This window comes from Agromyces badenianii (assembly GCF_003070885.1).
In the GTDB taxonomy this organism is placed as follows: domain Bacteria; phylum Actinomycetota; class Actinomycetes; order Actinomycetales; family Microbacteriaceae; genus Agromyces; species Agromyces badenianii.
Genome location: NZ_CP028913.1, coordinates 2,935,586 through 2,961,557 on the forward strand (window position 1 = coordinate 2,935,586; position 25,972 = coordinate 2,961,557).

Consider the following 25,972-nt stretch of genomic DNA (forward strand, 5'->3'; position numbering starts at 1 on the left):
CGGCGGATGCCGGCTCCTGTGCCGGCGGCGCCGAATGGTCGATCGAACCATGCTCGCTGCGCGGGGGGCCGTACCCCTATACTCGCCGCCCGCGCAGCGGCTCTCACGCTCAGTGCGGGTCGGGCTTCCGTCGCGGCTCCTGGTGCCCGGCGAGCGGACTCCGCCGCGTCGCCCGATGCTCCTCGATTCCTCGCGCAGCTGCTCTCGGCCGCGAGACGAGTACCGCGGCCGCCGGGCTCGCGAACCCGCCGACTGAACCGTGCGGCGGCAGGGTTCCCGGTGATCGACGCAGGTGCCGCAATCGCCCGCCCTGGTGCACGAGCGAGTCCGTCGAAAATCCCGACCCCCCTTTCGGGGGGGGCTATCGCCTGATCCTTTGAGGCTGCTGGGCGAACGCTGCGGCGGATTGATGCGGAATCACGGGCCACCGGGCGCCTCAAGCCCAGGGCGAAACCGGTTTCACGCAACCGTTCGCCGTTGTACATGTCCAACTCCGCCGTGTGAGAATCGCCGCATACCACCGTGCGACACGGGAACGGGCCTCACTTTCCGGGGGGAGCGCGTGGTGGGGCGGAGATCCGCTGGGGAGGCGGATCTCCGCGGGGAAACGTGGTGCGCGGACCGAACGAACGCGCCGTGAAACGGGCCGCGCCCGACGGCGGGCGCAAAGCAGATGGGGACACGATGGTGGAGAGCTGGAACCCGGGGCGTCGACCCGTCCGCTCCGCTGCCCGCTCGATGCCGCAGGGTTTCGGCGGCTGATGCTCGCACCCCATCCCGGAGCAACCGACACCGTCTCCCGACGTCGAGACGCCAGTGCCGCTCCGGATGTGCGCGAGCGGTTCGCCGCGGCTCCGACGGCGTACGCCGACGACCTCGACTGGGAACGGGCGGCACTCGCCGTCGTCGATTCCGCGGTGCGCGACGGGCGGCTCCCGTCGTCGGGCGCTGGTACCGACCCCGAAGAACGCCGCCGCGCCCGGTGGCTGCGGCACCAGCGGGAGCTCTCGCGTTCGGGGGCCCTCCGGCGGTGGCGGTCGGAATGGCTCGACCTGCACCTGCCCGGCTGGCAGCGTCCGCTCGACGGACGCTGGCATGCTCGGGCGGTCGGCGTCGCGACCCATCGGGTCGAGCACGGCACGCTGCCGTCGATGAACGCGGTCGATGAGCAGACCCGCCGCCTCGGCAACTGGCTCCACGCGCAGCGGCGCCTGCACCGTGCGGGCGAACTCGACCCGCTGCGCGGCGTGTGGCTCGATCTCAACCTGCCGGGGTGGCACGACCCGACAGCCGAATCCTGGTATGCGAACGCCGAGAACTGCGCGCTGCTCGTCGCCGACACCGAACGATTCCCCTCGGCGAGCGCCGACGACGCCGCCGAGCGTCGGCTGGCGATCTGGCTTCGAACCCAGCGCGCGGCCGCCAAGGGCGATCGACTCGGCTACGACCGGCGCCAGTGGCTCGACGAAGCGATCCCGGGCTGGAACCGCTCGCACGAATCGGCGTGGTACGGCGCGGCCGAGCAGCTCGTCGCCTTCCGGCAGTCGGCGCAGCGGATGCCTCGCACGCGATCTGCGGCCGACCCTGCGGAGCGCCGCCTCGGGGTCTGGCTCGCTCGACAGCGGTCACGGCAGGCGGCCGGAAGGCTCCCCGTCGAGTACGGGCGCTGGCTCGACGAACGAGTGCCGTGCTGGCGGGCGCGGGCCTCCGAGCAGTGGTCGGGCCACCTCGAGTGCACGGTCGCCTTCGCGTCGGAGAATGGCCGGCTCCCGGCTCGATCCCGGCTCTCCGGCGAGCGCGAGCGCGAGCTGGCGATCTGGCTCGGCAACCAGCGCACAGCGGCTCGCCGGGGCTGTCTCTCAGCCGATCGACGGCGGCAACTGGATGACGCCCTGCCGGGATGGCCGAGCGCCCGAGGCACGGCGTGGAGCGCGACCGCCGAAGCTCTCGCGCGGTATCACCGAGCGCACGGCCGGCTCCCCGGTCTCGCTGAGGCCGACGCGGAGCCACGCCGCCTCGCCCTCTGGCTGAGCCGGCAGCGCGCCGCGGCGAACGCGGGCTCGCTGCCGCTCGAGCGCGAACGCTGGCTGCGCCAGCACGTGCCCGGATGGCGCATCCACCACTTGAGCGCATGGCTCACGACCGCCGAGCGCGTCGCCTGCTTTCGCGGAACGCACGGCCGCCTGCCGACCCGGCGCAACTCGGCACCGCCGCTCGAGCGCGAACTCGGTGTCTGGCTCAACAATCAGCGCACGGCGGCCCGGTCGGCGCAGCTCGCCCCCGAGCGCCGGCACTGGCTCGACGAGCAGCTCCCGGGATGGGACGACCCCCGGTTCGCCGCGTGGACCGTGAACGCCCGCGCCGTCGCGCACTACCGCGAGGCGAGCGGATACCTTCCGCACGGGCGCGCGAGCGACCGGCTCGCGCGCCGGCTCGGATCATGGCTCGACACGCAGCGGTCGGCTCTCCGCGCCGGCGCGCTGGACCAGCGCAAGGCGGAGTGGCTCGACCGCCACCTCGGCGGATGGGCCGCGGCCGAGACCGTGGGGCCGCCGTCCGCGGTGCCGCGTGACGACCGGTTCAGTGCGCCGCGGCGGTCTGCCGACGAAGGTCGTCGTCGAGCAACCGGGTGATCGACCGCAGGGTCTCGGGCGCCACGTCGAGCAGGCTCCGCGCAGCGAAGTCGCGCACGCGACGCGTGCGAAGGGCGCGCAGGTGGTCGAAGCTCGACCCGACGCGCTCGGGCCCGGCGTCGTCGCCGAGGAGGTAGGCCGGGTCGACGTCGAGCACCGCGGCGATCGCCGAGAGGAGCTGCTGGTCGGTCACGTGCGGTCCGTTGCCGCTGAGCATGTAGGCCCACCGGGCACGCGACAGCGAGATGCCCTCGCGCCCGACGGCATCGGCGATGGTGCGGAAGGTGATCGGCGTGCCCCCCTCCGCCACCGCGAGGTCGAGCGAGAGGTTCAGGCGACGCGCGAGCTCCTGCTGCGGGCTCGTGAATTCGGTGTACTGGTCATGCATGGCTCATCTCCCTGGGTCGGGGCGTATGGGCGGCACTCCGCACGTGGATGCGGGCTCGGTTCGGGTCGAGCACCGCTCCGCCGTGGGAGTTCGTCGGGTCTGTCAGGATAGTAGACCAGGTCTCGCCCGCGACGACATGGGCGGAGCTCCCCAGTGCGAGGGGCACTCGCCGTGCGAGGGGCCGTCACACGTGCGGCACGAACTCCTGCCAGGCGAGCCGCTTCTCACGGCGCGGGTCGGCGACGACTCGGTCGACCCGGTCGAAGAGGAGGGTGCGCCGGCCCCCGTCGTCGTATCGCGGCCACTCGGGGCCGGGTGCACCGGATGCCGCGAACAGCACCCAGTGCCGCTGCATCCGTCGCCCGACCGAGCGGAACATCCGGCGACCGCCGAGTATCGTGAGGCCGACGCCGACCGGGGTGTCGAACTTCTCGAACAGGGCGAAGAGCTCGAGCCCGTGCGTGGCGTCGAGGCCGAGCATGCGGGCGGTGCGCGGGGCCGCGTCGAAGCGGTAGGCGTAGACGGGCGCGTACCTCGAGTGGCGTTCGGCGACCTTCACGGTGGGAAACCAGAAGGTGAAGTCGCCGGCGAAGTCGGCCGCAGGGCGGCGCTCGGGCAGGCCGGGGTACTGACGCTTGATCACCTTCCGCGCGCGCTTGCGGGTGTTCGCGAAGATGGCGCGGATGCGCGGCTTCGTCGTCGGCAGGATGTCGATGCGCCCTTCGAAGAGCGATCCCTCGCGATCGTTCGTGCCGATGATGAGGGGCACCCGGTGCGCGAGCCCGTCGCGGAACGCATCGAGCGGCCGGTGGGGCAGGAACTCGCCGTCGATGACGGGAGCGAGGCTGATCGTTCCCGGGTTCTCGTCGGGAGTGCGGATCGTGAGCGCCGTCGTCGCCTCGGCGAGCAACTTGGGGTCGGCGGAGCAGAGCATCGCCGCGGCATCCTCGACCGACTCGCTCTCGAGGTCGTCGTCGTCGACCACGCGGCTGAGCAGCTGCACGTACTCGCGCGCCCAGCGTGCGGCGATCTCGGGCAGGTAGACCGCGTTGGCCGGTGAGCTCTGCGAGATCGCGCGAGTGAAGAGACCCTCGGCCGCAGGCACGGTCAGCAGGGTCGTCACCGAGTTCGCGCCGGCGGATTCGCCGAAGAGCGTCACCCGGTCGGGATCGCCGCCGAAGGCGCGGATGTTGCGGCGCACCCACTCGAGCGCCGCGACCTGGTCGCGGAGTCCGAGGTTCGCCTCGATCGGGCGATGCGGCCTCGAATAGGCCCGGAAATCGAGCCAGCCGAGCGCGCCGAGCCGGTAGTTCAGGCTCACGTAGACGACGCCGTGCTGCCGCACGAGCCGCTCGCCCTGGCGCGGGTACTCCCCCGACGAGCCGACGCTGTACGCCCCGCCGTGGATGAACACCATGACGGGCAGACCCGTGCCCGCCCCCTCGGGCGCCACCGGCCAGTCGGGCGCGATCACGTTCAGGCTGAGGCAGTCCTCGCTGCGAGCCAGGTGGGGTGCCGCCCCGACGAACTGGCCGCTCCGCTTCTGCGGCGCGACCGGTCCGAACTCGCTCGCGTCGCGCACGCCGTCCCACGCGAGGGCGGGCCGCGGCGCACGGAAGCGGAACGCTCCGCCCGTCGAGGCCGCATACGGGATGCCCCGCCAGCTCAGCACGCCGCCACGGCGCACCCCGCGCACAGCACCCGTCTCGGTCTCGACCACCAGGCCGTCGCCGGTTCGCACCGCGTTCCCGAGCAGCATGGCCGGGAGCCTACGCCCCTCGTGTGAACGAACGGGGCATGTCTCAGCCCGTGGCGCGCGTCGACACGCGCGCCGGCGAGGGCACGATCATGCGCAGCGCCCACCCGAAGAGGATGAAGACCACGCCGACCCCCGCCGCGAAGAGGGCGACGCCGAACGACACGACCGAGGTGAACAGCGACGCCCGCAGGAACGACGCCGTCATCACGGTCTGCCGCACCGGGTCGTCACGGTCGAGTTCGGCGTAGGTCTTGCCGTCGCTCGACTCGAGCGCGTGCATGTTGATCACCCCCGCCTGGATGAACGCGTCGATCGGCCCGTCGACGACCTTGCCCGCGAAGAACGGCGCATCGTCGGGGATCGTGATGTTCTCGGCGCGGAGCTGCGCCGACACCGCGATCCAGACGATGATCGCCACGACGATCATCACGATTCCGCCGACGACGCCGGCGAGTCCGATGACTCGGATCCCCTGTCGCTGGCCGTGGCTCAGCACGACCTCGCCGATCTCGTCTCCGTTCGCTGCAGACATGTCGCCTCCCCCAAGGATCATCACTGCGCTGCCCACCCTAGCCGGGTGGGCCCGGGCGGCGGAAGGGGGCGTGGGCGCCGGAAGGCGTGCGCGATGTCCGCGCTCGCGCCGAAGCACGCCGAAACGCGCTGACGCCCCGCCGGGCGTGGCCGGCAGGGCGTCAGCGGCGGCGGTCGCCCGCTACTCGTCGAGCAGCTCGGCGTCGATCACCTCGTCGTCGACGGGCACGGATCGCCCCGCGTCCACGAGCGGAACGTCGGCACGGGTGATCGTGAGCGACTCGCCGTCGTCGGCGATCGCGACCACGACGGCGTCGCCGTCGCGCACGTCGCCCGTGAGCAGTGCGCGGGCGAGCCGGTCGTCGATCTCGTGCTGCATGAGGCGGCGCAGCGGCCGCGCCCCGTACAGCGGGTCGTAGCCGCGCTCGGCGAGCCACGCCCGGGCGTCGGGCGTCACCCCGAGCTGCAGTCGCCGCTCGTGCAGCCGCGCCGAGAGCCGGTCGATGTAGAGGTTGACGATCTCGCCGAGCTCCTGCTCGCTGAGCGCGGAGAACACGACGATGTCGTCGAGCCGGTTGACGAACTCGGGCTTGAACGACTGCCGCACGGTCTGCAGCACCGCCTGCTCCTTCTCGTTCCAGCTGAGGCCGGGGTCGATCAGGTACTGCGAGCCGAGGTTCGAGGTGAGGATCAGGATCGTGTTCCGGAAATCGACCGTGCGACCCTGACCGTCGGTGAGGCGCCCGTCGTCGAGCACCTGCAGCAGCACGTCGAAGACCTCGGGGTGCGCCTTCTCGACCTCGTCGAAGAGGATCACCGAGTACGGGCGTCGCCGCACGGCCTCGGTGAGCTGGCCGCCCTGGTCGTAGCCGACATACCCCGGAGGGGCGCCGACGAGGCGCGAGACCGAGAACTTCTCGCCGTACTCCGACATGTCGATGCGCACCATGGCGTGCTCGTCGTCGAAGAGGAACTCGGCGAGCGCCTTGGCGAGTTCGGTCTTGCCGACGCCGGTCGGGCCGAGGAACAGGAAGGATCCCGTCGGCCGGTTGGGGTCGCTGATGCCGGCCCGCGAGCGGCGCACCGAATCGGCGACCGCCGCGACGGCCCGCTTCTGCCCGATGAGGCGCTTGCCGAGTTCCTGCTCGAGGTGCAGCAGCTTCTCGGTCTCGCCCTGCAGCAGGCGGCCGACGGGGATGCCGGTCCAGGCGGCGATCACCTGTGCGATGTCCTCCTCGGTGACCTGCTCGTTGACCATGCGCGGCTCGTCGGGAGCCTCTTCGGCCTGCTCGGCGGCCGCGAGGTCGCGCTGCAACTGGGCGATCGTCTCGTACTCGAGCTTCGAGGCCCTCGCGTAGTCGGCCTCGCGCATGGCGCGGTCGCGCTCGGTGACGGCTTCATCGAGCTTCTTCTTCAGCTCGCCGACGCGGTTCAGGCCCATGCGCTCGCGCGCCCAGCGCGCTTCGAGGGCCGCGAGCTCGCGCTCCTGTTCGCGCAGGGTCTCGCGAAGCTTCGCGAGTCGCTCCTTCGAGGCGTCGTCCTTCTCCTTCTTGAGGGCGAGCTCCTCGAGCTTCATCCGGTCGACCTGGCGCTTCAGCTGGTCGATCTCGACGGGACTCGAATCGATCTCCATCTTGAGGCGCGACATGGCCTCGTCGACGAGGTCGATCGCCTTGTCGGGCAGTTGCCGCGACGAGATGTACCGATTCGACAGGGATGCCGAGGCCACGAGCGCGGCATCGGAGATCGTGACCCCGTGGTGCGCTTCGTACCGGCCCTTGAGCCCGCGCAGGATCGCCACGGTGTCTTCGACGCTCGGCTCGCCGACGTAGACCTGCTGGAATCGTCGTTCGAGCGCGGCATCCTTCTCGATGTACTCGCGGTACTCGTTGAGGGTCGTCGCGCCGATGAGCCGCAGTTCGCCGCGGGCGAGCATGGGCTTCAGCATGTTCGACGCCGCGACGGATCCCTCGCCGCCGCCTGCGCCCATGAGCAGGTGCAGCTCGTCGACGAAGGTGATGATCTCGCCCTCGGCCTCGTCGATCTCCTTGAGCACGGCCTTCAGCCGCTCCTCGAACTGGCCGCGGTACATCGCCCCCGCGACGAGTGCGGAGATGTCGAGCGAGATGAGTTGCTTGCCCTTGAGCGACTCGGCGACGTCGCCCGCGACGATGCGCTGGGCGAGTCCTTCGACGACGGCGGTCTTGCCGACGCCCGGTTCGCCGATCAGCACCGGGTTGTTCTTCGTGCGCCGCGTGAGCACCTGGCTGACGCGGCGGATCTCGGCATCACGCCCGATGACCGGGTCGAGCTTTCCCGCTTCCGCGATCTCGGTGAGGTTGACACCGTACTGTTCGAGCGCCGATTTCTGCTCTTCTTGCGAGTTCGGCGCGCCCTGCATGTTTGCCACAGGCATTTCCCTTCTTCAAACTTGAGCCTATTAGACTCAACTTTGGCGACAGGGTTTGGTATTCCGGATTCGACGCCGGAAATCCCCCCGGCCTCACGCTAGACGGATGCCTCGGCGCGCGCCAGCATCCAGCTCGGCCGTCGGGGGTGAGTCCGGCGCTTCGCGCCGCGTCATCCGCCGTCATTTCGACGCTGGCGCCGCGCGGATTCACACCGTTGTCACATTGATCGGCGATGCTCGAAGTCCGACACTGGGAGCAGCATGCAGAAGCGCACGAAGATCATCACCGTCTCGATCATCGCCGGAGCGCTCGTGCTCGGCGCCACCGCCGCCATCGCCGGGCCCATCGTCTACCGCGACCTGATCGTCGGGGAGGCCGACGCGGCGCCCTCGGTGACGACGACCCCGCAGGGCTCGAGCGGCACGGGTGAGGCGGCATCCGATCTCAGCGGCGACTGGGCCGTCGTCGACGGCTCGTTCGCCGGCTACCGGGTCGACGAGGTGCTGAACGGCACCGACGTGACGGTCACGGGTCACACCGAAGACGTCACGGGCACCCTCACGGTCGACGGGCTGACGCTCACGAGCGCGTCGATCGAGGTCGACGTCGCATCCATCGCGACCGACTCGGGCAACCGCGACGAGTACTTCCGCTCGAGCGCCTTGCGCACCGACGAGTTCCCGACCGCCGCCTTCGTGCTCACCGAGCCGATCACGGTCGGGTCGGCGCCGACGGTCGGCAAGGTGCAGACCGTGCAGGCGACGGGCGACCTCACGCTCGCGGGCGTCACCCGCAGTGTCACCGTCGACCTCGAGGCCGTGCTGAACGGTGCCGACGGCCAGGTCGCCGGCAGCATCCCGATCATCTTCGCCGACTTCGGCGTCGAGGCGCCGAACCTCGGCTTCGTCTCGGTCGAGCCCACCGGCTTCGTCGAGTTCTCGCTCGTGCTTGCACGCGCCTGAGCCGGCGGCGGTCGAACTCCCCGCCCCGAAGCGTCCATGCAATGGAATGCGATCGGGCGGCGCGACGTTCCATCCGACGTGCAACGATTCGGAACGCTCTCATTCGGACACTACGGTCCGCTCGGCGGTGGCCGTGAGCTCTCCGCCGCCGACTCGATGCTGCAGGCGATCGACCTCGCCCAGGGCATGGACGAGCTCGGCGTCAACGGCGCGTACTTCCGCGTGCACCACTTCGCCCGCCAGCAGGCGTCGCCGATGCCGTTGCTCGCGGCGATCGCGGCACGCACCCGGCACCTCGAGGTCGGCACGGGCGTCGTCGACATGCGGTACGAGAGCCCGCTGCACCTCGCCGAGGAGGCGGCGGCGGTCGACCTCATCTCGGGCGGCCGACTCGCGCTCGGCGTCAGCCGCGGCTCACCCGAGACGGTCGTGCGCGGCTACGAGGCCTTCGGATACACCGGCTCGGAAGACCCGCGCGGCGCCGACATCGCCCGCGCGCACTTCGAGCGGTTCCTGCAGGCGGTCGAAGGCGAGGGCATCGCCGAACCGGATGCCTCGTCGCCGTTCGGCGGCGGCGCGAGCGGCCAGCAGCGCATCGAGCCGTACTCGCCCGGTCTGCGTTCGCGCATCTGGTGGGGCGCCGGCAACAGCGACTCGGCCGCATGGGCCGGGCGTCGGGGCGTGAACCTCATGTCGTCGACCCTGCTCACCGAAGACCGCGGCATTCCCTTCGACGAGCTGCAGGCGCAGCAGATCGAGACGTTCCGCGCCGCCTGGCGCGAGGCCGGCCACCCCGGCAAGCCTCGCACCTCGGTGAGCCGTTCGATCTTCCCGATCACCACCGCCGAAGACGAGCTCTACTTCGGCGGCCGCCAGGACGGCGACGGCGTGGGCTACATCGACGGCATGCTCTCGACGTTCGGCAAGACCTACGCGGGCACGCCCGACAAGCTCGTCGAGCAGTTGCAGCGCGACGCGGCGATCCGCTCCGCCGACACGCTCATGCTCACGATCCCGAGCCAGCTCGGCGTCGAATTCAACCTGCGACTCGTCTCGGCCTTCGCCGAGCACGTCGCGCCGAGCCTCGGCTGGGAGCCCACCCGCAGCTGAGCGGGCCCGCGCCTCCCTGCCGTCAGTCGGGGGAAGCCCCCGACGATCGCACCGCCGCGCGGCTCGCGATCCGGGCCCTCGACCGCCGAGCGGATGCCCCGAGCCGGAATGCCCCGGCCCGACGCGGGGTTATCGTCGAGCAGACCATCGAGGAGGATCCATGCCGTTGGAAGGCGAGTACGAGCCAAGCACGTCGGACTGGGCGCGCAAGCAGGCCGAGGCATTCGAGGCGTCGAACGGCGAAACGTCGAACACCCTTAGGGGCATGCCGATCATCGTGCTCACGACGCTCGGCGCGAAGTCGGGCAAGCTCCGCAAGACCGCGCTCATGCGGGTCGAGCACGACGGCGAGTACGCGGCCGTCGCCTCGCTCGGCGGGGCGCCGAAGCATCCGGTCTGGTATTGGAACGTGAAGAAGCACCCGCACGTCGAACTGCAGGACGGCACGGAGAAGCACGACTACGAGGCGCGCGAACTCGAGGGCGACGAGCGGCGGATCTGGTGGGAACGGGCCGTCGAGGCCTACCCGCCATACGCCGACTACCAGACGAAGACCGACCGGCTGATCCCCGTCTTCCTCCTCACCCGCGTCGTGCTCTGACCCGTCGGAGGACGCGAGTCGCGTCGGAGGCAACGAATCCGCGTCCTCCGACGGGACACGTGTCCTCCGGCGCGGCGGGGCGCGCGGGGGCGCGCGGCGCGCGGCGCGGCGGGCGGCCGGGCGGGCGGTCGCCAGCCGCTACAGCCAGCGCATGGTGAACGCCTGCGCCAGCACGGCGCGCAGCGGCGGCACGGCGAGGGCACGCACGGCCGCGTTGCGCAGCCGCAGTCGCAGGCCGGCGGCGGGGGCTCCCATCGCCATGTTGAACGCGGCCTGCCGCATGGCACGGGCGGCTGCGCTTCGACGAGTGCGCTCGTAGCGGGTGAACGCCTCGAGCGGCGCACCGGCGTCGAGCGCCGCGGCCAGCTCGCGATCGAGGGAGAGAGCGTCGAGCCAGCCGAGGTTCATGCCCTGACCGCCGATCGGGCTCACCTCGTGGGCCGCGTCGCCGACGAGTGCGACGCGTCCGAGCGACATCCGCTCGGCCAGGTGCTGCCTGGCCTCGAAGGCGCTCGGCGTCGACGCCGAGGCGAGGTCGAAACCGGCGCCCGTGCGACTCGCGACGATGGTTGCGAGCACATGTGCATCGAGTCGCGCCGGCGGCCGGCGCACCCACGCGACCCATCGGCGCTGCGCCCCCGGCATCGGGAACGACTCGACCACGCCGGCCGGCTCGAAGTGCAGCAGAGCGGTCGCGGGCTCACCGGTGTCGTCGCGGGTGTCGCCCATCACGTAGTGCGCGCGCCCGGGCCAGGCGTTCCAGCCGATTCCGGCGAGACTCCGGATGTCGCTGCGCACGCCGTCGGCCCCGACCACGTACCGGGCCGGCACCGTGGTCGTCTCGCCGCCTCGGTCGGCCATGACCTCGATGTGCGTGCCGCGGTCACGGAGGCCGCCGACCGCCACCCCGCGCTCGAGCGCCCCCGGCGCGAGCTCGGCGAGCCGCCGCTCGAGCAGTGCCTCGGTCGCGAGCTGCGGCAGCGACCACACCGATCCGGCGCCGCTGAACGACATCGCCCCGAGCACGCGCCCGTCGCACATGACCCGGCCGTCGCGGATCTCGACGGCCCCCGCCCGCACGTCGGCCGCGAGGCCGACGCGGGCGAGCGCGCGCAGCCCCGGCGGGTGGATGCCGATCGCACGCGATCGTCCCGATCGCTCGGTACGGCGCTCGAGCACGACGACGTCGCGGCCCCGCTCGGCGAGCAGGCACGCGAGCAGGAGCCCGACCGGCCCGCCGCCGACGATGACGACGTCGTGCATGCGGCCGGCGGATGCCTCAGGCATCCGCGCCCCATACGAGCTCGAGCCGCGACGGGAACGCCCGCCGCACGGCCCAGCCCTCGGGCAGCACCCGGGCGAGCTCGGCGGCGGTGTGGCTGCGGCGGATCGACGTCAGCCCGTCGGGGCGGATGTACGAGCCCGCGAGCAGGTTGCCGGCGAACGGCAGCGTGCCGAGCCAGAATCCTGCGTACCCGAGCCGGGTGCGCTCGATGTCCCCGTGCACCGCGAGCCCCCCGGGGCCGAGCAGCAGCTCGCTGTCTCGCAGCAGGGCGCCCAACTCGTGGCCGTCGAGGTGATGCAGCACGTGGTTCGACAGCACGAGGTCGAAGTGCTCACCGGCGTCGACGAGCTCGCCGCTCACGGCACGTCGCAGCGTGAGCCCGGGCGTCGGCGGCTGAGCCGAGGCCCACCGCATCGCCCGCGCATCGGGGTCGATCGCGGTGATCTCGAGCCGCAGCCCGTCGTCATCGGCCCACCGCAGCAGTCGTCGCGGCAGATCGGCACTGCCCGAGCCGATGTCGAGCAACCGCGTGCCCCACACCGGCGAGAGCCGCGGGCGCACCCAGCGCCGGTACACCGCCCGCTCCCCCGAGACCACGGCGTTCACCAGTCGGAACCGCTCGTAGGTCTTCTCGAGCATCACGGGGTCGGCGCCGGGCCCGTCCATGTGCTCCCGCGCGTCGGCGTCGCGCGCACGCAACGACCTCATCCCCATCCCCTGTCTCTGCCTCTGCCTCTGCCTCTGCCCATTCCCCTGCCCCGCTCAGAACTGCGGATATACGATCGGGCGCGCCGACGCGCGAAGCCGATCAGCGGCGCGCCCGATCGTATATCCGCAGTTGTGCACGGCGATGATGGAGTGCGGGCGGGTGGGGTTCCGGGGCGCACGAGCGTCACAACCGCACGGTCATCAGTGCCGACTCAACGGTCAGGCCCGGCCCGAACGCCATCGCTGCGACCCGGTCGCCGTCGGCGGCGGCATCCGAATGCAGGATGTTCTTCAGCACGAACAGCACCGTCGCGCTCGACATGTTGCCGAAGTCGCGCAGCGTCTCGCGCGCCGGCACGAGCTGGGCCTCGGTGAGCCCGAGCCTCGACTCGACCTTGTCGAGGATGCTCCGCCCGCCGGGGTGGATCGCCCAGTGCTCGATCGCGTCGCTCGACCCGTCGGTCGCCAGCGCCGTCGCGAGCGCCTCGTCGTGCGCGAAGAGCGGTTCGAGGGCGCCGGTGATGTGGTCGTCGATGATCGCCGGGATCGCGTTGGAGAGCACCATCTCGAAGCCGTGGTCGCCGATCTTCCACGCCATGTCGCCCTCGCCCACCGGGGTGATGCGGGTCGCGAAGCGGTCGAGCTCGAAGGCGCGTTCGCCGGGCTCGGTGGGCCGTGCCGTCACGATGCCCGACCCCGCGCCGTCGGCGAAGAGCGACGAGGCGACGATCGTGTCGGGGTCGTTCGAGGAGCGCAGGTGCAGCGTGCAGAGCTCGACCGAGACGACGAGCACGACCGCCGAGGCATCCGCTTTCGCCAGTTGCGACGCGATGCGCAGCGCCGGAATCGCCGCGTAGCAGCCCATGAACCCGAGGTGGTAGCGCTCGACGCCGGGGTCGAGGCCGAGCTCGCGGGCGATCATGAAGTCGGGCCCCGGCGCGTAGAAGCCCGTGCACGAGACGGTGATGACATGCGTGACATCGGATGCCTCGATGCCCGGCGTCGCCTCGATGGCGAGGCGGCCCGCCTCGACGTAGAGCCGCGTCGCGTGCTCGGCGTAGAGCTCGTTCCGGGCCTTGGTGCCCGGCAGCAGCAGCTCCCCGGAGCCGACGTCGAAGAAGGTCGGCTCGTCGGGGTGCGCGTCGCGGCTCAGCTCCTCGAGCACCGTGTAGCGGGTCTCGATGCCCGAGACGTTGAACGAGGTGGCGACGATGCGTTCGGCCAGGCGGCCGAGCCCGGGCTGGGCGGCGAACACGTCGCGCACCTCTTCTTGCACGAGAACAGTCGGCGGAACGACGGTGGAGACGCCTCTCAAGGTGACGGTCATGCCTCAGTGTAGGCAGGCGGGCGGATGCCGCGACAGGACTTGCGCAAGGCTCGCCGGGTCGGCTAAGTCCCGCGGGCGAGGCGGGTCCGGGCAGGGGTCGGCGGGTCCAGCAGGGGTCGACGCGTGCCGCGGCTCAGCCGAGCAGCTTCGCCTTGGCTGCGGCGAACTCGTCGTCGCTGAGGATGCCCTGCTCGTGCAGGGTGCCGAGCTTCTGCAGTTCGCCGACGATGTCGACCCCACCGGCCGGAGCAGCCGGCGCAGCGGCGGCCTGCTGTGCCGCGGCCTGCTGCGCCGCGGCATCCACCTGCGCCTGTTGCTGCTGCGCCTCGTACTCCTGCTGCTCGTACTGGTCTTGCGCCTTCTGCTGCTGGCGCCGTTGCATGCCACCGCTGACGGCGGTGGCCGTGCCGGCGACGACGGCGGTGCGGGCGGCGAGGCCGACGAGCCCCGGGCGTCCCATTCTTCTGAACGGCATGTTCCTACTCCTCTTCGGCTTCGGCGAGCGCGGCGTTGACGACCGGCGCGGGAATGCGTTCGGTCTGCAGCACGATGCCACCCGACTGGGCGAACTTCGACGCGAGTCGCTTCGCCCACACGAGCTCGATCGCGAGCAGTGCGCCCGACGTGCCCGGCGGAATACCCTCGGCGAGCTCGTTGACGTCTTCGTCGGCGACGAGGCCGATCGCCTCGAGCTCGACCGTGCCGAAGCCGTACTCGTCGCTCACGTCTTCGAACTCGGTGATCAGCACCGAACCGTCGAGCTCCCGCGAGATCACGAGGAAGTCGAGCAGCCGGATCTCACCGCCCTCGATCAACTCGCCGATCGCCTCGATGGTGCCGGGATCGGGCCGGTCACCCTCGAACCCCACCAGATACAACTCCACCGGGCCGTATTCGAAGTCCGCCATGATCTCCCCTATCTCACGTGGTTGCAGACTACGCGCGCCGCCCCTCGCGGCGCTACAGTCCGTTGGGATTCGTCGATGGACCCCTCATCCGCCTCACGCCACCGCCTGCGGATCACCCGAGAGCCGCCGCAGCGCGCCCGCCCTCGGGTCGGGCTCCAGCAGCAGCGCGCGCACGAGCAGGGTCAGCGGAATGCAGAGGATCGCCCCGATCGGGCCGATCACGAGAGTCCAGAACACGACCGAGAAGAAGGTGAGCGCGAGGCTGAGGCCGACCGCATCGCTCACGAACTTCGGCTGCACGAGCACCTGCAGCACGACGTTGATCACGCTGTAGGCGAGCACCACGACGAGCGCGAGCGGCCAACCGCCGACGACGAGTGCGAGCACCGCCGGCGGGATGACGCCGATCACGAAGCCGATGTTCGGGATGAAGTTGGTGACGAACGCGAGGATCGCCCACACGATCGGGATCGGCACGCCGATCGCCCAGAGCAGCAGCCCGTCGAGCACGGCGACGATGAGGCCGAAGGTCGCGTTCACCACGTAGTAGCGGCGCACGCCCGAGAAGTAGCGGGTGCCGATCGCCTCGGCCGCCGCGGTGCCGAAGACCCGGCCGTCGCGACCGAGGCGCGAGGCGTCCGCCGCCATGAAGATGACGTAGGCGAGCACGAAGAAGAACGCGGTCGCGGTGCCGAGCACGGCGTCGGCGACCCCTGCGGCGATCGAGAGCAGTGCCTCGGGGTCGACCGCCGACGCCGCCGAGGACGCCGCGTCGCTCGAGAGGCCGAGTGAGGCGAGCCAGTCCGAGACGGCATGCACGGTTGCGGCGAGCTCGTCGGCGTAGTCGGGCAGCATCGCGATGAACTGCGCGGATGCCACGACGAGCAAGGTGCCGAGCGCGGCGAGGATCAGGTACGCGACCACGATCACCGCGGTCGTCGCGAGCCAGCTCGGCCAGCCGCGTCGCTCGAGCGGATGGCGCACCGGGTGGGCGATGATCACGACGACCGCGGCGACCGCAGCGGGGGCGAGGATGTCGCGGGCGAACCAGATGCCTGCGAAGACGATCACCGCCGCCGCGAGCGTGAGCAGCACGCGAGTGCCGTGCGCGAGACCGGGGCCGTCGACTCGTGCGGGAGCGTCCGTCGCCGCGGCATCCCCCATCAGAAGCTCCCGATGCCCTTGCCGACCATGACGACTCCGATGACGAGGAGCAGCACCGCCATGACGGTCGCGTTGTTCTGCACGAGCCAGGTGCGCAGCGACTCGAGCGGAGCGGCCATCTTCTCTGCGGCGACGAGGTAGGCGATCACGGGCACCGCGACCGAGCAGGCCGCGATGACCACGAAGATCACGATCGACAGCGTGATCTCGCCGCCGTTCAGGCCTCCCGTGCCGATGATCACGCCGGCGCCGGCGGCCATGAGCAGGTTCTTCGGGTTCACCGCCGCCAGCAGGAAGGCGAGCACCGCGGCGCGCACGGTGGTCATCGTGTCGATCGCCGACATCCACTTCGGCAGCGCCGCCGTCTCGCCGGGCTTCGGCCGCCCGCGCCATTGCCGCAGCGCGAGGAACAGCAGGCCGGCGCCGAGCAGGATCTTGATCGCGCCGGCGATCGGCTTGGCGGTATCCGGGTCCTGCTCGGGGATGATCGACGCGAGCAGCGTGAAGACCACGACCGCGACGACGATGCCGAGCACCCAGCCGATGAGGAAGCCGACGCTCGTGCCCTTCGCCTTCGGCGAGAGCAGCATGAGGATCGCCGCGATGATCGGGATCGGGCTGATCGCGATTCCGAGTGCGAGCGGCAGGATGCCGCCGATGACCTCGCCCATGTGTGTGTTCTCCCGTCTGGCGGACGCGTCCGCCGTCGACTATGAATCCCGTTGTGTCTGCGGTGCGCCGGCGAGCGCCGTGATCGCGGCGCGGTTGGTGTCGAAGACGCGGTGCTCGCCGAGCAGGCCGAGTTCGGTCAGGCGCGCCCGGGCATCGGACCGCACTCGGCTGAACCCGAGCTCGATGCCTCGGGCCTCCAGCCACTCCACGAGCGTGGCGAAGCTCTCGGCGCCGGTCACGTCGACATCGGTCACCGCCTCCATGTCGATGACGACGTGACGCACCGAGCCTTCGGGCTCGGCCTTCGCGGCCTTCTTGACCGCGTCGGCGAAGACCGAGCCGTTGGCGAAGAAGAGCGGGGCGGCGAGTCGGACGACGACCACGCCCGGAGCCGTCACCGTGCCGATCGCGGCCTCGCCGAGCAGCGACTCGGCGGGTGAGTCCCCCGCCGCGAGCACGTCGATCGGCGGGTTCGCCGCCCGCTTGGCGAGGTTGACGAGCGCGAGCACGAACGCGACGACGATGCCCGCGATGGAGCCGATGAAGAGGGTCACGAGGAAGCACGCCGCGGCGATGGCGAACTCGAAGCGGTCGGCCCTCCAGAGCATGCGGAAGTCGCCGATGCCGAGGAGCGGCAGGATCGCGACTCCGACGATCGCGCCGATGGCGGGCGACGGGATGTCGGCGAGCAGGGCGGTGCCGAAGAGGAGCAGCAGCAGCGTGCCGACCGCGAGCACGAGCGACGGCAATTGCGTGCGGGAGCCCGCCTGGTCCATCGCCGCGGTGCGCGAGGTCGACGAGCCCATGGCGAAGCTGCCGCTCGCACCCGCCGCGATGTTCGCGGCGCCGAAGGCGAAGAGGTCGCGGTTCGGCCGAGTCGAGTAGTCGCGCTTGTCGCCGTAGGCGCGGGAGACCAGCAGGCCTTCGGCCGTGGTCACCATCGTGAGTGCGATCGCCGAGGGCACGAGCATGAGCCACATCGACCAGTCGATGACCGGCCAGGTGAGCGTCGGCGGCCCGGCCGGCACCTCGCCGAGCACGTCGACCCCCGCGTCGACGAGCCCCGTGAGCACGACGGCGACGGTCGCGACGACGAGCACGATGAGCGCCCACGGCACGCGCCGCAGGAACCGCTGCCCGACGACGAGCACCGCGACCGAGAGCGCAGCGATGAGCGCCGACCACGGGTTCAGCGTGCCGAGTCCGGTGACCAGCCCGACGACCTTGTCGGTGAACTCGCCGCCCGAGTCGATCTTCACGCCGAGCATCTTCGCGATCTGGCTCACGAGGATGTCGAGCGCGAGCCCGCCGACGAAGCCCACGAGGATCGGCTTCGACAGGAAGTTCGCGATGAAGCCGAGCTTGAACACCGCCATCAGCACGAAGAGGATGCCGCAGATGATCGCCTGCGCGAGTGCGAGCGTCGAGTAGTCGGCGCTGCCGGCCGTCGCCAGTCCGCCGATCGACGAGGCGACGAGGGCGGCGGCCGCGGCATCCGGCGACACGATCAGCTGGCGCGACGAGACGAGCAGTGCGTAGACGATCGTCGGCACGATCAGGGCGTAGAGGCCGGCCGTGGGCGGCAACCCGGCGATCTGCGCGTAGCCGATGTTGAGGGGGATGGCGATCGCGAGAAGGGTGACGCCCGCGGTCAGCTCGCGGAACACGTTCCGCCTGCTGAGCCCTGCCAACGGTTTCTGCACTGGACCCCCCTCCATCGTGCTCTGCTCCGACCCTAGCGAGCCGATGCGCTCGCAGCGCGAACGCTCAGTCGGCCCCGGCCGGTGTCGACGCCGGCGCCGGTCCCTTCGGCGGCGCGATCCGGAACTCGGGCGCCCCCGTCACGAGGAGCCACACCGGCAGCACGATCACGCACAGCATGGGCAGGATCGTGATGTCGCCGGCGACGGCGACGGCGACGAAGATCGCGATCCACCCGTCACGGGTCACGACGAGCAGCACGCCGACGACGGCGCAGCCGACGGCGAGGCCGAGTGGCAGCGATGGGATGAGGGCGTGACCGAGCATTCCGAGCGCGACGCCGATGAACGTCGCCGGGAACACCCGCCCGCCGCGGAACAGCGAGCTCGCGGCGATGAGCAACGCGAGGATCTTGATGCCCGCGATCGCCGCGAGCTGCGCGCCGTCGTAATCGTCGGGATGCTCCAGGAGGTCGCCGATCTGCTCGAGGCCCTTGAACATCGTGATCGGGCCGCCGAGCAGCCCGAGGAGCCCGAGCAGCAGACCGCCCGCCGTGGCGATCAGCACCGGATGCCGGAGCGCGTGCATGGCGCGGTAGATGATCGGGAACGCTGCGAGCATCGCGAGCCCGATGACGGCGGCGCCGCTCGCGACGAGCGCACCGGTCAGCAGGTCGACCGCCTGCGGGGCGCCGTAGGCGGGCAGATCGGAGGAGAAGATCGGCGCACCGAGGAGACGCATCGTGAAGGCGCCGGCACCGGCGGCGACGAGCGGCAGGAACAGCCGGTCCCAGAGCGCGCCCCCCGACTTCAGCGCGGCGACGATTCCGGTGAAGACGAGCGCCGCGGCCACCGGGGTGCCGAACAGCGCACCGATCGTGGCGGAGGCGGCGAGCAGCACGGTGAGCTGCTTCGGCACTGCCGGCATGAGTCTCGCGATGGCCGCCACCATCAGCGCCGTGTTGACGGCGATGATCGGATTCTCGGGGCCGAGGCTCACGCCGCCGGCCAGTGCCAGCACGGTCACGATGAGCAGGCCGGGGAGGTTCCGCAGCGGCTGCGGCTGCTCGACGAGTTCGGTGGTCGCCGAGTCGGGGCCGCCATGGCCGGGCACGAACCGCAGCACCAGGCCGACCGCGAGGCCGGTGAGAGTGAGCACGGCAACGATCCACCAGCCCGAGGGATCGACGCCGAGGGCGTCGGGCAGCGCATCCCAGAGCGCCGACTGCAGCACCGCCGCGACCCGATCGAGCGCCCAGAGCACGAGTGCGGAGATGACGCCGATCGCGAGCGCGGGAACGGCGAGGACGACGAGTCGCTTCGGCGTGACCTCGGGGTCGCGGGGCGGGATGGCGAGGCTCACGGTCGGATCCCGCCCTCGAGGTCATGCGCTGCCGCACGGTTCGCCATGGTCCCTCCCGATGCCGAGGCTACCGCCGCCGCAGCCCGCGCGGTGGGATACTCGCCGCCGCGACGCCCACAGAGTTCCGAGACGTATCTCTGGACTCGCGACCATGCCACGCGATAGGTTCGCCTCAGCAGCGCTCTCAGGGGGGGGCGCTCATTTTCAGTGAAAGGCTGCGATATGAGTTTTTGGGAGAGTTTCTGGGACCTGATCTGGTGGTTCCTCTGGGCGTTCGCATTCGTCGCATATCTGTTCGCGCTGTTCGCGATCATCGGCGACCTGTTCCGCGACCAGAAGCTCAACGGCTGGTGGAAGGCGGTCTGGATCGTCTTCCTGATCTTCGTGCCGTTCCTCACCGCGCTCGTCTACCTGATCGCCCGCGGAAACGGCATGGCCGAGCGCTCGCAGAGGGAGTACAAGCAGGCGCAGGCGGCAACCGACGAGTACATCCGCCAGACCGCCGGCACCGGCAGCCCGTCTGATGAGATCGCGAAGGCCAAGGCCCTGCTCGACTCCGGCAGCATCACCCAGCAGGAGTACGAGGTGTTGAAGGCCAAGGCGCTCGCGCACCCTGGGCACCCAGCCCAGACCGTCTGATCGCAGACCACCGCCGGGAGGGTCGGATGCTTCGGCATCCGGCCCTCTCAGCGTTTCCGCTCAGGCGGCTGGGGCAGGGGCCGGCACTGCGGGGGTCGCCGTCTCGGCGGCCGGTTCCGCGGCGGCCGGCGCCTGCTGCCCGTGCATCGCACCCGAGTTTCGCAGGAAGACGATGATCCAGCTGAAGATCAGCACCGACACGACGAGCTCGACCGCGGTGAGGTTGTAGTACCCGGTCGCGAAGAACACCGTCAGCACGACGATCACGCCGACGTAGACGTAGCCGAGCAGGATGAACACCCTCGGCATCGACGGGATGAACCAGCGCAAGCCGATCACGAGGATCGCGTAGGCGACCGCCATGCCCGTCGCCACCGTGTTGTGCAGGATGAAGAACCGGTCGACCGGGAAGATGCCGACGCAGGCGAGGAAGATCCCGATGAGGATCATGCCGACCCGCACGATGTTGCGCCCCCGCAGCTCGGCCCGGGTCGCCGTGGGCACCGCGGCGGTCGCGTACTTGGCGATGGTCGTGACGATCACCCCGGCGATGATCAGGGTCATGTTGAACGCGAGCGCCGAGATGTCGTTCGTCATGCCGAGTGCGCTCAGGTTCTTCTGCCACCACAGGGCGTCGCTCGAGCTCAGCATGCTCGCGAGCGACCCCACCACGAGGAAGAGGGCGAGCACGAACGAGAGCATCATCGGCGTGAGGTGCACCGAGGAGAGGAACGCCGCGTAGGCGGTGACCGCCATGCCGACGCCGGCGAGCAGGGCACCGGGGATCGTGAAGACGACCGCCCCTTGGAAGCTCTGCTCGAGGAGGTCGGCGAGGCCGATCCAGCCGAGCAGGGCGATCGCGGCGTGGGCCACGCCGATCGCGGCGAGGTCGAACCAGTGGATGTGCGCGCCGGGCGCGTCGAGGCCCAGCCGTTTCGCCTCAGCACGGCCGGCCGCGTTCTGGGTGCGCAGGGCGAGCCGGCCGATCAGGAAGGTGATGAGCGTCGCCGCCGCGGCACCGTAGCCGATGAACTCGCCGAGCGAGCCCTCCCCGGCGATCGGCAGGTTGTGGCCGAGGAAGGCGATCCAGGCGACGAGCCCGCCGACGACGAAGGTGGCGGCGCCGATGAGCAGGGCGATCGACTCGAGGGACTCGGCGTTCGCCGCGGGGTTCCGCAGCACTCGGGCGATCGATGTCGGCACGATCGGGGCCGGCATCGCGGCCAGCACCTTCGGGGTCGGGACCTTCGGGGTCGGGGCGGACGGCATGGTCGCGGCGTCTCGGCTCATGGGCGCTCCTTGTCGGTGTGCAGCACGCCCCCGCCTGGATGCACCGGGCGACGACGGTGACTCGGCATCAGCATGCCAGCGGGGCGCCCGCTTCTCCGGGAGGCGAGCGGTGCGGCGCGGGCCGAGGCTCACCCGGCCGGCCGTGGATCAGCCCTTGATGGGGTCGAGCACCTCGAGCATCGAACCCTGCACGAAGCCGGCCCACTCGTAGGCGGCCCGCAGGTAGTCGTCGCGGGTCTCGTCGGACTCCGTCTCGTCTTCGTCGACGATGCCGACCCGCTCGGCGAGGATGAGGCGCAGGTCGGTGAGGAAGGTCAGCCAGCCCCACGCCTCGGATTGGTCGAGCTCGATCTGCACCACCCCGCCGTGCTCGTCGACGGCGGTCGCATCGCGCACCCGCTGAGCCGCCTGGCGCTTGCCGTCGACGAGGTTGTCGCGGGTGTAGCGGGTGAAGTCGTGGGCGGCGGCCTGATCGTCGGGGTAGGCGTTGGGCAGCAGACGACCGAGCGCCGGGTCGTCGGCTTCGCCGAGCAGCAGCACCGAGTCGACCTGGTCGGCGAGTTCGGAGAGCAGCATCGCCTCTTCGGTCTCGAGCACGATGCGCACGCCTTCGCCGCCGCCGAGCCCCGCGACGATCATGGCTCGTCCCTTGCGACCGTGGCCTGCAGGCCGTAGCCGTGCATCGCCTGCGCGTGTCGCTCCATGGCCTCGCGATTGCCGACGGCCACGATCGCCCGACCCTCGGTGTGCACGAGCAGCATGAGCCGCTCGGCCTCGTCGCGCTGGTAGCCGAAATAGCTGCGGAAGACGTAGCTCACGTAGGTCATGAGGTTCACCGGGTCGTCCCACACGATCGTGCGCCACGGCAGCTCGACCACGGCGCGCAGGTCGCCTTCGGTGTCGAGTTGCTCGAGCGTCGTCGTCATTCCTCAAGCCTGACACGATGTGCCGGTGCCCGCACCCCGCAGGTGGCGTCGAATGGCGACTCGACGCATCGATGTCGCGGTCGTCGGGCTCGCCGCCCCAGATCCTCCGCTGGTCGCGACCGTCGTCAGCCCGCGCGCTGCGACGCCGTGACCGTGAACTTCGCGTTGCGGGCGATCTGCCGGGTCGGGCCGACGCTGCGTTCGAGCAGCGGCCGGTAGCGCAGGTGCGAGTTCCAGACGCACCAGAGCTCACCGCCGGGCGCGAGCACCCGGGCGGCATCGGCGAAGAGATGCGCGGCGATGCCGGTCGAGATCGCCGCGTCGCTGTGGAAGGGCGGGTTCAGCACGATGAGCCGTTCGCTCGCGTCGGCGAGGCTCTCGAGCCCGTCGGCGCGGGCGACCTGCACACCCTCGGCGACGCCGTTCGCCTCGGCGGTCAGCAATGCGGATGCCGCGGCCGACGCCGAGCGATCGGTCGCCGTCACCCGCAGGCCGGGTCGCGCTCGCGCGAGCCACGCTGCCACGACGCCCGTGCCGCAGGCGAGATCGACGGCGGTCGCGGCATCCGGAACCGCATCGCCGAGCTGCGCGAGCAGGAACCGCGTGCCGATGTCGATGCCGGTGCCCGCGAAGACGCCGCCGTGAGCGACGACCGTGAGGCCGAGGTCGTCGTGGCGGGCACTTCGCGGCCACTCGCCGCCGGATGCGATCACGGCACCGGTCGACGAGTGGGCCGCCTGGGGTTCGCGCGCGATGAGCACCCGTGACTTCTGACGCGCGAGGCTCACGTCGAGTCGCTCGAAGCGGCGGCGCAGCACCTCGTTCATCGCGGGCGACATGTGCTTGAGGCGGCCGCCGCCGACCACCACGACATCGGGCCGCGCGTGCGCCGCGATGAGCGCCGACACCTCGTCGAGCCGGTCGAGCGAGCGCGGCAGGCGCAGCAGCACGAGCCGTGCCCCGTCGAAGAGTTCGCCGCCGAGCGGCATCGACGAGACGGCCGCCGCGGGGCCCTGCCGGCCCGCGTTCTCGGCGAGCGCGCGCTCACCGGTGATGAGGTCCTGGTGCACGCGGATGCCCCGTGCGCCGGCATCGGCCGCGGCGAGCGCGAGCGCCCCGTAGGAGTCGTCGACGACGACGATCTCGCCCGGTCGGGCCTCGCCGATGAGCGCGGCGGCCTCGTCGAGGATCAGCCGGTCCGCGGCATCCGATGCCTCGAGCCCGGGCCCCTCGACGTCGGGGTGGCGACGCAGGGCGCCGAGGTCGAGGGTCATGCCCCAAGGCTACGCGGGCACGGGCGCTCGAACCGGCGCTCCTGATCACAGCCGGATTCCTGGATGCGACTCCTGGCGGGGTTTGCTACCCTCGGTGCCGCATGCAGCACGCACAGCCAGGGGGACGGGCGGCGGCGCGACACGGAGTCGCGACGCCCGTGACGCGTACCCCGCGCAGCGCCCCGTCGCGCTCGCCCCGGCACTCCCTCGCTGTCGCCGCGGTGCTCTCGGTCATCGCGCTCCTCGCGGGTCTCGCCGTGGTTCCGCTGCCCCCGTCGGGCGCGGCGCTGCCGCTCGCGGCGGCCGATGCGCCGCACGTCGGCGAGGTGCAGGCCCTCAGTGTCGCGGCGGATGTCGCCGCCCCGGCGGTCTCGCACGAGTCGTATGTCGCGACGACCGGCGAGCAGACCCTCGTCGCCGGCGGCACGAACGTCGACTGGGCCAAGCTCGTGCTCATCGAGGGCGACTGGCCGGTGACCGAGGAGAACATCACCTTCATGCTGCGGTGGATGCGCCAGGAGAACGGCGCCGACAACTGGTGGAACCGCAACAACCCGCTGAACAACGGGCAGGGCTCCGGCGGCGGCTCGGGACTCGGCAGCTACCCGACCCTCATCGAAGCCGCCTTCTACGCGGCCGAGAACCTGCAGTCGGGGCGCTATCCGGCGGTGGATGCGGCGCTCGCCCGCGGCGATTCGGCCGACGCGACGGCGCAGGCGATCTGGGCCTCGGCGTGGGCGTCGAGCCACTACGGCTACGGCACCCACTGGAGTTCGCGCCCGTACGACGTCATCGAGGCGCCGGCCTCAGCGTGGGGTCGCTGACGCCGCTCGCAGCTCGGCCGTCACTCCCGCTCGAGGGGGCGCCAGACGACGACGGCGTTCTCACGGCGCGCGCGGGTGCCCGTGCGAAGCGAGATGACCTCGCCCGCCGACCCGGCGGCGAAGACGCGGCGGCCGGGGCGATTCAGCATCTCGTCGGCGAGTGCGGCTTCGAGTTCGCGCACGCGGGCGCGAAGCACGCTGACCTCGTCTTCGAGCCCGAGCACCCGACGGATGCCTTCGAGGCTCACCCCGTCGCTCGAGAGCTGGGCGATCTCACGCAGCTGCGCGACGTCGCGCATCGAGTAGCGCCGCGACTTGCCGGCGGTGCGGGTGGGTGACACCAGCCCGAGCCGGTCGTACTGGCGCAGCGTCTGCGGGTGCATCCCCGCGAGCTCGGCGGCGACGGAGATGACGAAGAGCGGACTCATCTCGTTCATCTGCGCCGCCTAGCCCCTCGACTTCGCAAGCAGCTCGTCGCGCGGGTTCTCGTCGGGCAGCAGCGCCGCGAACTCCTCGAGCTTCTCCTTCGCCTCTTTCGAGAGGTGCGACGGCACGGCCACCTGCACGATGGCGAGCAGGTCTCCGGTGCCCTTCGACGTCTCGACGCCGCGACCCTTCACGCGCAGCACACGGCCGCTCGGGGTGCCGGGTGCGACGCGCACCTTCACGGGGTCTCCGCCGAGGGTCGGCACCTGGATCGTGGTGCCGAGCGCGGCCTCGGCGAACGTGACGGGCACGTTGACCCGCAGGTTCAGGCCGTCGCGCTCGAAGACGGGATGCTTGCGCACGGTCACGGTGAGCACGATGTCGCCGGGCTCGCCGCCGTCGGGCGAGGGGTGGCCCTTGCCGCGCAGGCGGATCTTCTGCCCATCGGCGACGCCCGCCGGGATGCGCACGGTGATCGGCTTGCCCTCGGAGGTCTGCAGGGTGATCTGGTCGCCCTTGGTCGCGGTGACGAAGTCGAGCGTCGTCGACGCCGAGACATCCCGACCCTTGGTGGGGCCGCCGGTGCCGCGGTAGCCGCCGGTCGTCTGGCCGAACCGGCCGCCGCCGAAGAGGCCGCCGAGCAGGTCGTCGTAGTCGCCGCCCTGCTGGAAGGTGTACGACTGGCTGCGCCCGCCGCCGCCCTGGCCGAACATGCCGCCGAAGACGTCTTCGAAGCCGCCGGCGCCGCCGGCACTGCCGGGCGCGGTGAAGCGTGCGCCCGAGCCCATCGCGCGCACGGCGTCGTACTCCTTGCGCTGCTCGGGATCGGAGAGCACGGAGTGCGCTTCGCTGATCTCCTTGAACTTCGCCTCGGCGGCAGCGTCACCGGGGTTGGAGTCGGGGTGGTACTTGCGGGCGAGCTTGCGGTACGTCTTCTTGAGTTCCGCGTCGCTCACGTCTTTGGAGACGCCGAGCACCTTGTAGAAGTCCTTGTCGAACCAATCCTGACTGGCCACTGGCACCTCCTCTCTCGAGTCTGTCTGAAATCTGTCTTGAGTCTGTCGGATGACC

General features: G+C 71.0%; 25 protein-coding genes. 6 read left to right on the plus strand and 19 right to left on the minus strand.

The window, feature by feature from the left end:
* The first annotated feature begins 761 nt into the window (after window positions 1-761).
* Window positions 762-2,633 (plus strand): helicase associated domain-containing protein, encoded by a 1,872-nt coding sequence (locus DCE93_RS13810; RefSeq protein WP_146185012.1) that lies wholly within the window; start codon window positions 762-764, stop codon window positions 2,631-2,633.
* On the opposite strand, the gene DCE93_RS13815 is transcribed toward DCE93_RS13810, so the two are convergent.
* The 4 genes from DCE93_RS13815 to DCE93_RS13830 all read right to left on the minus strand — a co-directional run bounded on the left by DCE93_RS13815 (window position 2,581) and on the right by DCE93_RS13830 (window position 7,727).
* Entirely contained in the window at window positions 2,581-3,021 is a 441-nt protein-coding gene (locus DCE93_RS13815) for a hypothetical protein (protein WP_108596384.1), read from the minus strand. The two genes, DCE93_RS13810 and DCE93_RS13815, sit on opposite strands and share 53 nt — an antisense overlap.
* A gap of 184 nt (window positions 3,022-3,205) precedes the next feature.
* On the minus strand, window positions 3,206-4,780 hold the full coding sequence (locus DCE93_RS13820) for a carboxylesterase/lipase family protein (protein ID WP_108596385.1): 1,575 nt from the start codon (window positions 4,778-4,780) through the stop codon (window positions 3,206-3,208).
* A gap of 43 nt (window positions 4,781-4,823) precedes the next feature.
* A complete protein-coding gene (locus DCE93_RS13825) occupies window positions 4,824-5,312 on the minus strand; it encodes an aromatic ring-opening dioxygenase LigA (protein WP_108596386.1) in 489 nt (162 codons plus the stop codon).
* A gap of 180 nt (window positions 5,313-5,492) precedes the next feature.
* Complete coding sequence (locus DCE93_RS13830; RefSeq protein ID WP_205647439.1) at window positions 5,493-7,727, minus strand: ATP-dependent Clp protease ATP-binding subunit; 2,235 nt, start codon at window positions 7,725-7,727, stop codon at window positions 5,493-5,495.
* A gap of 255 nt (window positions 7,728-7,982) precedes the next feature.
* On the opposite strand from DCE93_RS13830, the gene DCE93_RS13835 reads away from it, so the two are divergent.
* The 3 genes from DCE93_RS13835 to DCE93_RS13845 all read left to right on the plus strand — a co-directional run bounded on the left by DCE93_RS13835 (window position 7,983) and on the right by DCE93_RS13845 (window position 10,395).
* Complete coding sequence (locus tag DCE93_RS13835; protein WP_108596388.1) at window positions 7,983-8,684, plus strand: YceI family protein; 702 nt, start codon at window positions 7,983-7,985, stop codon at window positions 8,682-8,684.
* A gap of 78 nt (window positions 8,685-8,762) precedes the next feature.
* Window positions 8,763-9,794: an LLM class flavin-dependent oxidoreductase gene (locus DCE93_RS13840; protein WP_108596812.1), complete on the plus strand. Its 1,032-nt coding sequence runs from the start codon at window positions 8,763-8,765 to the stop codon at window positions 9,792-9,794.
* A gap of 160 nt (window positions 9,795-9,954) precedes the next feature.
* A complete protein-coding gene (locus tag DCE93_RS13845) occupies window positions 9,955-10,395 on the plus strand; it encodes a nitroreductase family deazaflavin-dependent oxidoreductase (RefSeq protein ID WP_108596389.1) in 441 nt (146 codons plus the stop codon).
* Between the two features lie 138 nt (window positions 10,396-10,533).
* On the opposite strand, the gene DCE93_RS13850 is transcribed toward DCE93_RS13845, so the two are convergent.
* The 9 genes from DCE93_RS13850 to DCE93_RS13890 form a co-directional block, all read right to left on the minus strand.
* Window positions 10,534-11,682: an FAD-dependent oxidoreductase gene (locus tag DCE93_RS13850; protein WP_108596390.1), complete on the minus strand. Its 1,149-nt coding sequence runs from the start codon at window positions 11,680-11,682 to the stop codon at window positions 10,534-10,536.
* Entirely contained in the window at window positions 11,675-12,394 is a 720-nt protein-coding gene (locus tag DCE93_RS13855; RefSeq protein ID WP_244284185.1) for a methyltransferase domain-containing protein, read from the minus strand. The genes DCE93_RS13850 and DCE93_RS13855 overlap by 8 nt, the downstream gene beginning before the upstream one ends.
* A 178-nt stretch (window positions 12,395-12,572) precedes the next feature.
* A complete protein-coding gene (locus DCE93_RS13860; RefSeq protein ID WP_108596392.1) occupies window positions 12,573-13,715 on the minus strand; it encodes a type III polyketide synthase in 1,143 nt (380 codons plus the stop codon).
* A 133-nt stretch (window positions 13,716-13,848) separates the two neighbouring features.
* Window positions 13,849-14,190, minus strand: a complete 342-nt coding sequence (locus DCE93_RS13865; RefSeq protein WP_244284186.1) for an SHOCT domain-containing protein — start codon at window positions 14,188-14,190, stop codon at window positions 13,849-13,851.
* A gap of 4 nt (window positions 14,191-14,194) precedes the next feature.
* Window positions 14,195-14,623 (minus strand): DUF6325 family protein, encoded by a 429-nt coding sequence (locus DCE93_RS13870; protein WP_108596394.1) that lies wholly within the window; start codon window positions 14,621-14,623, stop codon window positions 14,195-14,197.
* Window positions 14,624-14,716: 93 nt separating this feature from the next.
* Window positions 14,717-15,787: an AI-2E family transporter gene (locus DCE93_RS13875; RefSeq protein ID WP_108596395.1), complete on the minus strand. Its 1,071-nt coding sequence runs from the start codon at window positions 15,785-15,787 to the stop codon at window positions 14,717-14,719.
* Window positions 15,787-16,458 (minus strand): GAP family protein, encoded by a 672-nt coding sequence (locus DCE93_RS13880; protein WP_108596396.1) that lies wholly within the window; start codon window positions 16,456-16,458, stop codon window positions 15,787-15,789. Before DCE93_RS13880 ends, DCE93_RS13875 begins: the two co-directional genes overlap by 1 nt.
* Before the next feature lie 39 nt (window positions 16,459-16,497).
* Window positions 16,498-18,162 carry a SulP family inorganic anion transporter gene (locus DCE93_RS13885; RefSeq protein ID WP_108596397.1) on the minus strand — a complete coding sequence of 555 codons (1,665 nt, stop codon included), beginning with the start codon at window positions 18,160-18,162 and terminating at the stop codon, window positions 16,498-16,500.
* Window positions 18,163-18,226: 64 nt separating this feature from the next.
* Window positions 18,227-19,522, minus strand: a complete 1,296-nt coding sequence (locus tag DCE93_RS13890; protein ID WP_108596398.1) for an ion channel protein — start codon at window positions 19,520-19,522, stop codon at window positions 18,227-18,229.
* Window positions 19,523-19,744: 222 nt separating this feature from the next.
* Between DCE93_RS13890 and DCE93_RS13895 the strand changes: the two genes are divergently transcribed.
* The gene (locus DCE93_RS13895; protein WP_108596399.1) at window positions 19,745-20,161 is read left to right on the plus strand and encodes an SHOCT domain-containing protein; all 417 of its coding nucleotides are present in this window, start codon (window positions 19,745-19,747) and stop codon (window positions 20,159-20,161) included.
* A 60-nt stretch (window positions 20,162-20,221) separates the two neighbouring features.
* On the opposite strand, the gene DCE93_RS13900 is transcribed toward DCE93_RS13895, so the two are convergent.
* From DCE93_RS13900 to DCE93_RS13915, 4 genes are all read right to left on the minus strand, one after another.
* Window positions 20,222-21,451 carry a DUF998 domain-containing protein gene (locus tag DCE93_RS13900; protein ID WP_244284187.1) on the minus strand — a complete coding sequence of 410 codons (1,230 nt, stop codon included), beginning with the start codon at window positions 21,449-21,451 and terminating at the stop codon, window positions 20,222-20,224.
* Window positions 21,452-21,598: 147 nt separating this feature from the next.
* Entirely contained in the window at window positions 21,599-22,090 is a 492-nt protein-coding gene (locus tag DCE93_RS13905) for a DUF2017 family protein (RefSeq protein ID WP_108596400.1), read from the minus strand.
* Entirely contained in the window at window positions 22,087-22,377 is a 291-nt protein-coding gene (gene clpS / locus DCE93_RS13910) for an ATP-dependent Clp protease adapter ClpS (protein ID WP_108596401.1), read from the minus strand. Before clpS ends, DCE93_RS13905 begins: the two co-directional genes overlap by 4 nt.
* A gap of 125 nt (window positions 22,378-22,502) precedes the next feature.
* Window positions 22,503-23,651, minus strand: coding sequence for a class I SAM-dependent methyltransferase (locus DCE93_RS13915; RefSeq protein ID WP_108596402.1), 1,149 nt, complete (start codon window positions 23,649-23,651; stop codon window positions 22,503-22,505).
* Between the two features lie 158 nt (window positions 23,652-23,809).
* Between DCE93_RS13915 and DCE93_RS13920 the strand changes: the two genes are divergently transcribed.
* The gene (locus DCE93_RS13920; protein WP_244284188.1) at window positions 23,810-24,475 is read left to right on the plus strand and encodes a hypothetical protein; all 666 of its coding nucleotides are present in this window, start codon (window positions 23,810-23,812) and stop codon (window positions 24,473-24,475) included.
* A gap of 20 nt (window positions 24,476-24,495) precedes the next feature.
* Here the strand turns inward: DCE93_RS13920 and DCE93_RS13925 are convergent, their stop codons facing one another.
* Both DCE93_RS13925 and DCE93_RS13930 read right to left on the minus strand, forming a co-directional pair.
* A complete protein-coding gene (locus DCE93_RS13925; RefSeq protein ID WP_108596404.1) occupies window positions 24,496-24,912 on the minus strand; it encodes a heat shock protein transcriptional repressor HspR in 417 nt (138 codons plus the stop codon).
* Window positions 24,913-24,921: 9 nt separating this feature from the next.
* The gene (locus DCE93_RS13930; protein ID WP_108596405.1) at window positions 24,922-25,917 is read right to left on the minus strand and encodes a DnaJ C-terminal domain-containing protein; all 996 of its coding nucleotides are present in this window, start codon (window positions 25,915-25,917) and stop codon (window positions 24,922-24,924) included.
* Between the last annotated feature and the right edge of the window lie 55 nt (window positions 25,918-25,972).